The sequence below is a fragment of the Segniliparus rotundus DSM 44985 genome, assembly GCF_000092825.1.
GTDB classification, from domain to species: Bacteria; Actinomycetota; Actinomycetes; order Mycobacteriales; family Mycobacteriaceae; genus Segniliparus; species Segniliparus rotundus.
Map to the genome: position 1 here is coordinate 846,141 of NC_014168.1, position 11,931 is coordinate 858,071.

Annotated in this window: 11 protein-coding genes and 1 tRNA gene; 10 read left to right on the forward strand and 2 right to left on the reverse strand. The window is 66.6% G+C overall.

The window, feature by feature from the left end:
- Window positions 1-132: 132 nt before the first annotated feature.
- Window positions 133-1,047, forward strand: coding sequence for a hypothetical protein (locus SROT_RS04330; RefSeq protein WP_148223339.1), 915 nt, complete (start codon window positions 133-135; stop codon window positions 1,045-1,047).
- A 127-nt stretch (window positions 1,048-1,174) separates the two neighbouring features.
- Here SROT_RS04330 and SROT_RS04335 read toward each other — a convergent pair whose 3' ends face one another.
- Window positions 1,175-2,617 (reverse strand): formylglycine-generating enzyme family protein, encoded by a 1,443-nt coding sequence (locus tag SROT_RS04335; RefSeq protein WP_013137793.1) that lies wholly within the window; start codon window positions 2,615-2,617, stop codon window positions 1,175-1,177.
- 777 nt (window positions 2,618-3,394) lie between these two features.
- Window positions 3,395-3,478, reverse strand: a tRNA-Leu gene (locus SROT_RS04340).
- A 224-nt stretch (window positions 3,479-3,702) separates the two neighbouring features.
- On the opposite strand from SROT_RS04340, the gene SROT_RS04345 reads away from it, so the two are divergent.
- The 9 genes from SROT_RS04345 to SROT_RS04385 all read left to right on the forward strand — a co-directional run bounded on the left by SROT_RS04345 (window position 3,703) and on the right by SROT_RS04385 (window position 11,923).
- Complete coding sequence (locus SROT_RS04345; RefSeq protein WP_049773398.1) at window positions 3,703-4,485, forward strand: flotillin family protein; 783 nt, start codon at window positions 3,703-3,705, stop codon at window positions 4,483-4,485.
- A 51-nt stretch (window positions 4,486-4,536) separates the two neighbouring features.
- On the forward strand, window positions 4,537-5,154 hold the full coding sequence (locus SROT_RS04350; RefSeq protein ID WP_245535357.1) for a YceD family protein: 618 nt from the start codon (window positions 4,537-4,539) through the stop codon (window positions 5,152-5,154).
- A gap of 296 nt (window positions 5,155-5,450) precedes the next feature.
- The gene (gene rnc / locus SROT_RS04355) at window positions 5,451-6,167 is read left to right on the forward strand and encodes a ribonuclease III (RefSeq protein ID WP_083777908.1); all 717 of its coding nucleotides are present in this window, start codon (window positions 5,451-5,453) and stop codon (window positions 6,165-6,167) included.
- Window positions 6,168-6,251: 84 nt separating this feature from the next.
- On the forward strand, window positions 6,252-7,103 hold the full coding sequence (gene mutM / locus SROT_RS04360; protein WP_013137797.1) for a bifunctional DNA-formamidopyrimidine glycosylase/DNA-(apurinic or apyrimidinic site) lyase: 852 nt from the start codon (window positions 6,252-6,254) through the stop codon (window positions 7,101-7,103).
- A 128-nt stretch (window positions 7,104-7,231) separates the two neighbouring features.
- Window positions 7,232-7,420, forward strand: coding sequence for a hypothetical protein (locus SROT_RS04365; RefSeq protein ID WP_013137798.1), 189 nt, complete (start codon window positions 7,232-7,234; stop codon window positions 7,418-7,420).
- Entirely contained in the window at window positions 7,417-7,515 is a 99-nt protein-coding gene (kdpF, locus tag SROT_RS04370; protein ID WP_013137799.1) for a K(+)-transporting ATPase subunit F, read from the forward strand. Before SROT_RS04365 ends, kdpF begins: the two co-directional genes overlap by 4 nt.
- Before the next feature lie 2 nt (window positions 7,516-7,517).
- Window positions 7,518-9,188, forward strand: a complete 1,671-nt coding sequence (kdpA, locus tag SROT_RS04375) for a potassium-transporting ATPase subunit KdpA (RefSeq protein WP_013137800.1) — start codon at window positions 7,518-7,520, stop codon at window positions 9,186-9,188.
- 98 nt (window positions 9,189-9,286) lie between these two features.
- Window positions 9,287-11,284: a potassium-transporting ATPase subunit KdpB gene (kdpB, locus tag SROT_RS04380; protein ID WP_222829205.1), complete on the forward strand. Its 1,998-nt coding sequence runs from the start codon at window positions 9,287-9,289 to the stop codon at window positions 11,282-11,284.
- 6 nt (window positions 11,285-11,290) lie between these two features.
- Window positions 11,291-11,923, forward strand: coding sequence for a potassium-transporting ATPase subunit C (locus SROT_RS04385; protein ID WP_013137802.1), 633 nt, complete (start codon window positions 11,291-11,293; stop codon window positions 11,921-11,923).
- Window positions 11,924-11,931 lie beyond the last annotated feature (8 nt).

Consider the following 11,931-nt stretch of genomic DNA (forward strand, 5'->3'; position numbering starts at 1 on the left):
GAGTGTTGTTCAAACTATCCCATATAAGTGATAACCACGTTCAGGTAAATGATTCATATCTGGTAAGAATCTGACACAAGAGGCATGGGGTAAGATCCGAACTCCGAGATGGGGAGCCTGGTCAGGAGATGTTTGAGCGTGAAGAACGAGAGCGTTCGGGAGAACGCCGAGGTGAATGTGTTCACCGCGTTTTTGCGCGCTCAATCCGAGGGCCGGTTCCGCTCGTCCGGGGCGCTTGCGGAGGCTGCGGGGATCGGGCGGTCCACGGCGTACCGCCTCCTCAACGAGACACGGCCCCGGCTCCCCAAGATCCCGAGCTCCGATGTGCTCGAAGGGCTCGCGCTCGTCTTCCCCGAAGTCGGGCTCGACCGCATCCGGGAGATCGCACGGGAGGCGACGAGGAAGCCAAGCGCGGCCCCGGGCCCCCTGACCCGGTCCGACCTCAGACGGGCGCACACGCGCGACCTCGTCGCGGAGATCCAATCCCGCACTGCGGAGCTTGAAGAAGGAAATATTTACCGCAATAAAATAAAAAACAAAATGATAAAAGACGCTAATGCGGCTTTATACATCATCAATGACTCCATTTTCATCATCGTCGACAAGCACCTCGGGGAGGATCGGAGCGAGCTGGTCGACGGGTTCCTGCAAGTCTGCCGCGCCGTCCTCTGCGATAAAGCGGCTTTCGGAAGCGACCTGTACGTGAAAATGAAAAAAAAATTCATGGCTTTGGCGCGCGAGATCCTGCAAAAGCCGGGATCGTTCAACGCGGAGGAAACGGAGCAAGCGCTGCAGTACCTCAAACACGTGCGCTCCAGGGCCTCGCCCGTCCTCGAACGGGCGAGGCAGATCGAAGTGACCGCGGAGTGCTTCGAGGACGAGCCCATGCTCGACGCGGCCCTCAATGAAATGGTCGAGGCCGTGCGCCAGGTCGGCGCGTCGGCGCGGGCGTTCCGCGCGGAACTGCTCGGCAAACCAGGGCCTGGGCCGCCCGCGACAAGCCCGGGCGGCGAGGAGAACGAGGACGACACAACAAACACGACGTGAACAACCGCGTCTGTGGACCCCTTGTGCGCGCACCAGGAAGCCTGGCCCGGTTTCCAGGAAACCGGGCCAGGCCCCAGGGGTGCTCGTGCGCGTCCCGCAGGGCGTGCCGAAGGGTCAGTCCTGCGTCTTAGATTTCACGGACGAGGCGGAACCCTCCGCTGTACGAGCGGATGTACTCAGAGTAGTACGCGCTCCGGTACGCGCTCCGCAGATTCTCCGGCATGTCGTCCCAGCCGCCGCCGCGCTGCACGGGGAACTGCTGGACGCCCGAAGTGCGGGGCCGCTCCGAGGACGGGCCCGAGCTCAAGTTCGGCTCCCAGGCGTCCGACACCCATTCGCGCACGTTGCCGGCCAAGTCGTACAGGCCCCATTCGTTCGGCTTGTACGAGCCCGCTTTGTTCGTGTACGCGGCGCCGTCGTCGCAGTCCGCCTTGCTCGGCAGCTTGTAGCCGGTCGCCTCATCCGTGCGAATGTCGTATCCGGCCGCGTTCTCGCAGAGCCCGTCGAGGTCCGAGCCCCAGATGTACGGCTTGGTCGTGAACGCCCGGGCGGCGTACTCCCATTCTGCCTCGCTGGGCAGACGGTACTTCGCGCCGGTCTTCTTGGACAGCCACACCGCGAAGTTCTGCGCGTCCGAGCGGGAAACGCACACCACGGGGTCCTGCCCCGACTGCACGAAGCCGGGGTTTTCCCAGTTCGCGGTCGCGTTCCACACGCCAACGGCAGGGGAGTCCGGCTCCGAGGAGCCGGGAGCCGCCGGGTCCGAGGACTCCGGGGCGGCCGGGTCTTCGGAGACAGGGATCGGCTCGTCCGGCGAAGTGACGCATCCGGCGGGAACCGTGTACCCGGTCTCCCGGATGAACTCTGCGAACTCGTCCCGAGTGACTTCCTTGTCGGTCAAGCCGAAAGGCGTGTAAATGCGGACTTGGTGCCGCGGGCTCTCCCAGGCGGAGTCGACCGAGTCGACGTCGAACGTCTCTTTCTCATCCGATGTCGCCCCCATAGCGAAAACTCCTTGGGGCAGCGCCACGAAAGTCGGGCAGTACGCGTTCGAGCAGTCCCGGTAGAGCTGCAAAAACTTGTACCCGTCGTTCGGCCAGGACTTCGACCCGTCGTCCGGCCAGTCGACCCGGGTGCCTCGGCCGTAATCACCCGCGGCCTTGGCGGCGTTGTCGGGGTTCGTTTGGTCGAACGCCAGCTGCTCTTTCCAGATCTGCATGTCCGCGCGCAGGAACCTGGTGTCCAACTGGTCAGGGACCGGGTTGCCGCTGTCCAGCAAATCGCAATTGGGAAGCATGGCCTTGGCTTGCAGGTTGAGGTTCCTCGCGTCTGCCTGAAGCGTCTTGTTCTCCAGCCTTCTCTTGCTGAGGTCGTCCGAGACCTGGGCGATTTGGGTGTACGTCTCGGTGCAGAAACCTTTATCCCAGGCTGTGTTGGCCTCTCCGCCGTCAAAAAGCGTGCTGAGCTGGCTGAGCTGGTCTTCGCCCGTTTCGGGCGTGCCAGAACCACAACCTCCAAGAATGGACGGCACCGCGAATAGCGCGAGCATTCCGACTATATTTTTTCTCATCGAGGATAACTCCTTTTGTCATTCTTCATTTCGTAAGCTTTGTGCTATTTATTTTTTCGGCGCTCATGGTGCAAACACCGTCGCTATTCTTCTAACACGGCCCTATTCTGGCTGCAAGAGACACAAAAATTACTATTGTGAACTTATTGAAAGAAAAAGGAAAAACCCGCCGTGTCGGGAGCGGGTCCGGGAACTCGAGAATGCGAGGCAGGCGCATATGGGGCGACTCCATCGCGCGCCAATCCGGCGAATATGAAGTTCGCATCTGATCTGTGAAGACATCCCGCTCGCCGAAATGTCGCCCGGCGCCCAAACCGTCGCGCCGCGAGCCCCGAAAAGACCCGGGCTCGGCGTTCGCCGGTTTTTCGCAGACGCCGTCGCGGCGGGGCGGATCACGCGCCAGCGGCCGTTCTCCAACAGCGGGGCGAGGGTTGTTCTGGGCCTTTCTGGCCGTTGTCGACCGCAATTGTTCCCGTCAACGCCCCGGGCGTGTCCGACGCGGTCTTCCGGCGGCGGGCGCATCCAGCGCCGCTCGTTCCTGAGCCGATCGTTCCTGAACAATGCGGCGGACCCCGCCTCTCGCCCCATGACGAGCGGCCAGCCTAGGCCTGTCGTTGTCGGCCCGATTGGGAATGGCGGTCTGCGTTGTCCGGGCCCCGCGCGGCATGAAGCCGAAGCGTCCGCAATGCGCGGAAAAGGGCCTGATTGGGTTGGCGCGCAAGCGCGCAAAGACTGCGGAGCTGCTAAAAAATAACCGCTGAGCAGGGTTTTTCTATGTGTCGAGAGGGGGACTTGAACCCCCACGTCCTATTCGGACACTAGCACCTCAAGCTAGCGCGTCTGCCATTTCGCCACCTCGACAAGGTGTGCTGATGAGCTCAACATGGGCTTGCGACGAGCGGGCGGCCCGGCGCAGTGACACATATTAGCAGGGGGGGTGCGCCTTGGCCAATCTGTCGCGCGTTCGCATCACGCTGCACTTGCGTCACAATCGCAACACGAGACACGCCGGAATTGTGATCGCTGAACTCGGCGTCCGCAGGCACAATGGGAGAAGGACCAACGACGACAGAATGAGGTGGACCGTGTACCGAGTGTTCGAAGCGCTAGAGGAACTCGGCGCGATCGTGGAAGAGGCCCGCAGTGTGCCGATGACTTCGAACTGCGTCGTCCCCAGGGGCGATGTGCTCGAGCTCATCGACGACATCCGGGAGGCGCTGCCCGCCGATGTGGACGACGCGCAAGACGTCCTCGACCAGCGCGACCGCTTGCTCGAAGAGGCCCGCATCTACGCGCAGAACCATGTGGAAGAGGCGCACGCGAAGTCTGAGTCCGCGGTGGAGGAGTCCAGGCATATCGCCGAGCGGATCACCTCGGACGCCGCGGCCCAGGCCGACCGTGTGGTCAAAGAGGCCCAATCCACCGCCCAACGCCTGCTCGCGGAGGCCCAGCAGGAGTCCGAGCGCCTGCGTCACGAGGCGCAGCGCGAGTACGAGTCCGCGACCACCCGCGCGCGGGAGGAGTCCGAGCGCCTGTTGCAGGCCGGCAACTCGGCGTACGAGCACGCGGTCAACGAGGGCTTGGCCGAGCAGCGCCGGCTGGTCTCGCAGAGCGAAGTGGCCCAGGCCGCGCGCGTGGAGGCGACACGAGTGGTCGACGCGGCGCATGCCGAGTCGGACCGCACTCGGGCGGAATGCGACTTCTATGTGGACACCAAGCTGGCCGAGTTCGAGGAATTCCTCGTCACCACCAGCCGCACGGTCGCACGAGGCCGCCAGCAGTTGCGGGCGGGCGCGGGGACGCACGACCTGGTCGACAGCTTGCCGAGCGGCCGTGAGAACCGGGAGCGTGTCGAAGCGCGCCGATAGGCGGGCCAATCCGATGTGCGACCCCCGCGATTCTCGCGTATCCTCTTCGGCGTGACCAGTCCGGACGCTTTGTCTCGGGTCTTCGACCCGCGCCACCCGTGGGCCTTGGACATCCGGCAACTCCAGTCGAGTTCCGAGCCGTTGCGCGGCGCCTTCGATTTCCCCGCTCCCGAGCGGATAGGAGGCGAAATGATCGCCGTCGAGCCCGGCGCGCCAGTGCGTCTCGCGCTGGAGCTGTTCGAGACTGAGGACGGCGTTTCGGTCACAGGCCGGTTCCAGGCGCCGACCGTGGGGCAATGCTCGCGTTGCCTGGAACCTTTCGCCGGGTCCGTCGAGTCGTCGTTCCGGGAGTTCTTCTCCTTCGCGCCCGCGCAGGACGAGGAAGAAGCCCCAGTGGTGATCGCGGGCAAGATCGACGTGGAGCAGCCGGTCATCGACTCCGTTGTGCTCGGCTTCCCCCTCGCGCCTTTGTGCGAGCCGGGCTGTCCTGGTCTTTGCGTGGAATGCGGCGCGCTGTTGGCGGCAGAGCCCCCAGGTCACAGCCACGAGCAGATCGACCCTCGGTGGTCGGTGCTGCGTGAGAAGTTCGCTTTGCCCGAGGACGTCTCGCACGCAGAAGCCGACGACGTGGATCTGTCAGGCCCAAAAGAGGTTGGAGGCGCGTCATGAGCAAGTCGGACGAGCGCAAGAAGGAGGCCCGGGGCGCTGAGGCGTCCCCGGTCGTGGAGCCCGTGCAATTCCTCGCCCCCACCGTCGACCCTGAACACGACCGCGCTGACGACGAGCTGCGCCCACCGGCCAAAAGCCCTGGCTCCCCCCGGCGCGTGTCCGCGCCTACGAAGCGGGCGGGGGACGCGCGCAAAGCCGCCGAAGCCCCGAAATCCGCCGCGGCGGGCAGCCCGAAGTCGAAATCCGCCGCGCCTGCCCGATCCGCGGACCGGCGGCGCAAAGCTTCCGAGTGCGTTGTGGCCGACCCTGAGGAGCTATTCGAATCCCTTGGCGTGACCCTGCAGGATTCCCTGATGACCTTGGCGCTGACGCATCGTTCGTGGGCGAACGAGCATGGCGAGGTCCCCACGAATGAGCGGTTGGAGTTCCTCGGCGACACAGTGTTAGGGCTGGTGGTCACCGAACAGCTCTATGTGACGCATCCGGACAAAGAGGAAGGCGAGCTGGCCAAGCTTCGGGCCAATATCGTCAGCACCGCCTCGCTCGCCGAGATCGCCCGCAGGCTCGGCAAAGGCGGGCTCGGCGAATACCTCTACCTCGGCAACGGCGAGGTGCGCACCGGCGGCAAGAACAAGGATTCGATCCTCGCGGACGGGCTTGAGGCCGTGATTGGGGCCGTGCACATCCAATACGGCATCGAAAAGGCGCGTGAAGTGGTCCTCGCCCTGTGCGCCCCGCTGCTTGCCCGCGCGGCGCGGCTCGGCGCTGGGCTGGACTGGAAGACCAGTTTGCAAGAGCTCTGCGCCCGCCGGGGCCTGCGCCCGCCGGTCTACGAGGTCACCGAGGCCGGTCCGGACCACGAGAAGCTCTTCACCGCCGTCGTGCTGATCGAAGAGAAGAGCCTCGGCACAGGCTCTGGCCGCACGAAGAAGGAAGCCGAGATGAAAGCGGCAGGCCACGCCTGGGGCGTCATCAGCGGAGAAGACGTCGCGCTGCCCGGCCTCGGCCTGTAGCCGCGCCGGAGGTCCCCAGGTCGATGAGAGCGCAGGCGTGCGCCGCACACGGCTCCAGCCCAGATCGCGACCTGGGCGGCGGGCGTGCCTGAACTCCCCGAGGTCGAGGTTGTTCGTCGAGGGCTCGCGGAGCATCTCACGGGCGCGCGAATCCGCGCGCTGCGCGTGCTGCACCCCCGTTCTGCGCGCCGCCATCCTGGCGGGGGAGCGTTCTTGGCCGCCGCGTTGTCGGAACGCGACGTCCGGGCAGTGCGCCGCCGCGGCAAATACTTGTGGCTGGTCTTGGACGACGAAGAGTCCGTGGTGATCCACCTCGGCATGAGCGGGCAGTTCCGGGTGGGCGACCAGGGAGTCCCAGGGAACCCCGCGCACCTGCGCGTCGAAGCAGATCTCGCGGACGGCCGGACGCTGCAATTCTTCGACCAGCGGACCTTCGGGGGATGGGAGTTCGCCGCGCTGCAAGAGGTCGATGGCGAACTGGTCCCCGCGCCGGTCGCGCATATCGCCCGCGACCCTTTCGACCCGAAGTTCGATCCCGCCGCCGTCGCGCGGCGCGTCCGCGCCAAACGGTCGGCGATCAAGCGGGTCTTGCTGGACCAGACCGTGCTTTCCGGCGTCGGCAACATCTACGCGGACGAGTCGCTGTGGCGGGCTCGGCTGCACGGCGAACAGCCGGCCGCGGGGCTGAGCCCACGCAAAACCGCGGAGTTGTTGGACGCTCTCGCCGTTGTGCTGGGCGAGTCGATCACCGAGGGCGGCACGAGCTTTGACTCCCTGTATGTGAACGTGAACGGCGAATCAGGCCGGTTCTCGGACTGGCTGGCGGTGTACGGGCAGGAAGGCAAGCCGTGCCGCCGTTGCGGATCGGCGATTCGGCGCGAGGCGTTCATGAACCGGTCCTCGCATTACTGCCCCCGGTGTCAGCGCCTGCCGTGAGCCTGCCCGGCGGGCTCCGTGTCGGCGGCGCGTGCGCCGTATGGAATCCGTAAGGAACCGTTGCAACGGTCATTTCTCGCATTAGGCTTGCCCGAATTGTGCTCTTGAGAAGAGAAAGGACGCTTGCGGTGGCGGATGTCGGCTATCTGGCGTTGGCCCTCGCGTCGTTCGCCGCGCTGCTCGTCGCGTTCCGGGCGCTGGGCTCCCAGCAAGGTTCTGGGCCAGCACGGTTCGGCGCGTTCGGCCAGGAGGACCGTGTGGCTGCAAAGAAAGAGGAGTCGTTGGCCGAGGCTTTTGACCGGGATTCTTCGCGATGACCCTCGCCGGAACTGTCAGCGTCGTGCTCCTCGTCCTCGCGGCGGCCCTCGCGGGCTATCTCTTCGTCGCGCTCGTGGACCCGGAGAGGTTCTGACGGTGCCAACGGGACTCGCCGCAGCGTTGCAGCTGCTCTTCATCCTCGGTGTGCTCGCGGCCGTGTACGTCCCGCTCGGGGACTTTATGGCGCGCGTCTACACGAGCACTGAAGACCTCGCCGTCGAACGCGTTCTCTACAAGGCAGCGAGGGTCAACGCCGCCGCGGAGCAGACCTGGCAGTGGTACACGCTGAGCCTGCTCGGGTTTTCCTTCGTCAGCGTGTTTTTCCTGTACGCGCTCCAACGATTGCAAGGGGTGCTCCATCTGGGCGGCGGCCTCGCCGCGGTGAGCCCGGCGGTCGCGTTCAACACGGCGGTCTCCTTCGTCACGAACACGAACTGGCAGTCCTACACGCCGGAGACGACGATGGGCGTGTGGACGCAGCCGCTCGGCCTCGCCGTGCAGAACTTCCTCTCCGCGGCGGTGGGCATGGCGGTGGCCATCGCGCTCGTGCGGGGTTTCGTCCATGTCCGGGAAGGCGGCGAGGTCGGCAACTTCTGGGTGGACCTCGTCCGGGGCGCCGTCCGCGTCCTCCTGCCGCTCTCCCTGCTCGTCGCGGTCGTGCTGCTCACCCAGGGGGCGGTGCAGTCCCTGCACGCCGGCTTCGCGAGCTCGCAAGGGCAGGTGCCGCTCGGGATGGCCGCCTCGCAGGAGGCGGTCAAAGAACTCGGCACCAACGGCGGCGGTTTCTTCGCGGCGAACTCCGCGCACCCGTTCGAGAACCCGACCCCGTTCTCGAACGCCGTGGAAATCATCGCGCTCCTCGTCATCCCGGTCGCTTTCACCCGAACCTTCGGAACGTTGGTCGGCGACCGCCGCCAAGGCCTCGCGCTGCTCGCTGTGATGGCTTTCTTGTGGGGCTCGGTCCTCGCTGCGACCTGGTTCTGCGAATCGAGCCCGAGCGGGATGGCGGGCAAAGCCGCCGGGGCGATGCTCGAAGGCAAAGAGGTGCGTTTCGGCGTTCCCGCGTCCGTGGTCTTCGCGGTCTCCACGACAGGAACCTCCACGGGGGCGGTGAATGCGGCGCATGACAGCTTTTCGGCGTTGGGCGGCGGGGCGCTCACCCTGAACATGCTGTTCGGCGAAATCGCGCCGGGGGGGACGGGGACTGGCTTGTACGGGCTGTTGGTCCTCGCGCTGATCGCCGTTTTCGTCGGCGGGCTTCTGGTCGGGCGCACCCCCGAGTATTTGGGCAAGAAAGTCCGCCAGCGCGAAATCACCCTCGCTGCCCTCGCCGTGCTCGTGATGCCGGCGCTGGTGCTCGCAGGGACGGGGATCTCGCTGGTCTTGCCCGGAACCCGCGCCGCGCAAGGCAACAGCGGCGACCCCCGGACCCTCGGCTCGATCCACGGGTACTCGGAGGTGCTCTACGCCTACGCCTCGGCCTCGAACAACAACGGCAGCGCTTTCGGCGGCCTCGCCGCGACCAGCGATTGGTTCCAGGCCTCGCTCGCCTTCTGCATGCTCCTCGGACGGTTCCTGCCGATCATCCTGGTCCTTGCCCTCGCCGGCTCGCTCGTGGCCCAACGCCACACCCCGCCGACCGCGGGCACCCTGCCGACGCATCGGGGTTTGTTCATCGGCCTGCTCGTCGGGGTCGTCCTGCTGGTCGCGGCCCTCACCTTTTTCCCGGCGCTCGCCCTGGGACCTGTCGCGGAGGCATTGGGATGACCACAACCGAACCCTTGTCGCCACAGCAGGCCCGCGCGCCGGAGGCGCAGCGCCGCGCCAGCGGCAAAGTCTCGGCCGGGGTGTTCTCGCCGTCCCAGATGGCGACGTCGCTGCCGGACGCGTTGCGCAAACTCGACCCTCGGCACCAGGCGCGCAACCCGGTCATGTTCGTCGTGCTCGTCGGCTCGGCGGCGACCACGGCGCTCGCGCTCCTGCATCCGACGGTGCTGTCCTGGTCGGTGGCCGCATGGCTGTGGTTCACCGTCCTCTTCGCGAACCTCGCCGAGGCCGTCGCGGAAGGCAGAGGCAAAGCGCAGGCCGCGACATTGCGGCAGGTCAAACAGGACACTGTGGCGCGCAGGCTGCGCGACGACGGCGCGGAGGAGGAAGTGCCCGGATCGTCCTTGCGCCTCGGCGACCGCGTCGTGGTCGAAGCGGGACAGGTGATTCCCGGCGACGGCGACGTGGTCGAAGGCATCGCCACGGTGGACGAGTCCGCGATCACCGGCGAATCCGCCCCCGTGGTGCGCGAGTCCGGCGGCGACCGCTCCTCGGTGACCGGCGGGACTGTGGTGCTGTCCGACCGGATCATCGTGCAGATCACCACGAAGCCGGGCGAGACCTTCATCGACCGGATGATCGCCCTGGTCGAGGGCGCGGCACGGCGCAAAACCCCGAACGAGATCGCGCTCAGCGTCCTGCTCGCCTCGCTCACGATCATCTTCCTGCTCGCTGTTGTCGCCATCGGCCCCATGGGCGCGTACGGCGGGCACCAGCCGGACCCGGTCCAGCTGATCGCGTTGCTGGTCTGCCTCATCCCCACCACCATCGGCGCGCTGCTCTCGGCGATCGGCATCGCTGGCATGGACCGCCTCGTGCAGCACAACGTGCTCGCCATGTCCGGCCGCGCGGTGGAGGCCGCTGGCGACATCGACACGGTCCTCATGGACAAGACGGGGACGATCACCTTCGGCAACCGCAGGGCCACGGCGCTCATCCCGGCGCACAACGTGGCAGAGGACGAACTGGCCAGGGCGGCCCGGCTGTCCAGCCTCGTCGACCTCACCCCCGAGGGCCGCAGCATCGTGGAGTTCTGCGCGCCGCGCTGCGGCCTCGCGCCCGAAGCGACGCCGGACGAGCTGGCCGGCGAGGTCGTGCCGTTCACCGCGCAGACCCGGATGTCGGGCGTCGACCTCGGCGACGTCTCGATTCGCAAAGGCGCCACCGACAAGGTGCTCGAATGGGCGCGCGCCCGCGGAGCCCCGGACGCGCCAGAGGTGCGCGCGGCTGTGGACCAGGCCGCCAAAGAAGGCCGGACCCCGCTCGTCGTGGCCCAGCGCAGTCCGAGCGGTTCGAAACTGCTCGGCGTGATCGTCCTGTCCGACGTGGTCAAGCCCGGCATCGCCGCCCGGTTCGCGCAGATGCGCCAGATGGGCATCCGCACGGTCATGATCACCGGCGACAATCCGCTCACGGCAGCGGCCATCGCCGAAGAGGCCGGCGTGGACGACTTCCTCGCCGAAGCCACCCCGGAGGACAAGCTCGCGCTCATCCGCAAGGAGCAAGAGGGCGGACGGCTTGTGGCGATGACCGGCGACGGCACCAACGACGCCCCCGCGCTCGCGCAGGCCGACGTCGGCGTCGCGATGAACACCGGCACGGCCGCCGCGAAAGAGGCTGGGAACATGGTGGATTTGGACTCCGACCCCACCAAGCTCCTCGACATCGTGTCGATCGGCAAACAGCTGCTCATCACCAGGGGGGCGCTCACCACGTTTTCCCTCGCCAACGACCTCGCGAAATACTTCGCGATCCTCCCGGCCTTGTTCTCCAGCGTCTACCCGCAGCTCTCGGCGCTGAACATCATGCGGCTGCACTCGCCCGCGTCGGCGATCCTCTCCGCGGTGATCTTCAACGCGGTCATCATCCTCGGGTTGATCCCGCTCGCGCTGCAAGGCGTGCGGTACACCCCGGCTTCGGCCGAGGCGCTGTTGCGCCGCAACTTGCTCGTGTACGGCGTCGGCGGCGTGATCCTGCCCTTCGCCGGGATCTGGCTCATCGATCTTGTGGTCCGGTTCTTGCCGGGGATGGGATAAGCCGCTATGACTCTGCTGCTCCGGCTCCTGCGCCAATCTCTCGTCGGGTTGGTCCTGCTCATCGGGCTCACGTTCCTGTTGGGCGTGCTCTACCCGTTGGCGGTCTGGGCAATCAGCCGCGTCGCGCCGGACGCCGCCGAGGGCTCTGCGCTCGTGGTGCGTGGCTGCGTCGTCGGCAGCGCGATCCTCGGCGTGGACCCGAAGGCCCCCGACGGCGCTCCTGACCCGTACTTCCACGCCCGAGTCGTGGGAGCGAGCGCCCCTGTCAACGATCCCTTCGCCCCCGGCAGCCCCTCGGCCGGGCTGCCGTCCAACCAGGGGCCGAACAGCGACACCTTGAAAGGCTGGGTCGAGGCCCGCCGCGAAGCCATCGCGCGTCGTGACGGCGTCGCCCCCCAGGACGTGCCGCCCGACGCGGTGACCGGCTCGGGTTCGGGCCTCGACCCGGACATCAGCCCGGCGTACGCGGCGATCCAAATCGCGAGAGTCGCCAAGGCGACCGGCAAGCCCGAACGCGAGATTCGCGCGTTGGTGGACGAACACACCCAGGGCAGACAATTCGGGTTTCTCGGCGAGCCGAGGGTGCATGTGCCCGCGCTCAACGCGGCGCTCGGCCTGCGCCCTGCGAGCTGTGGCTGACAAGTGCT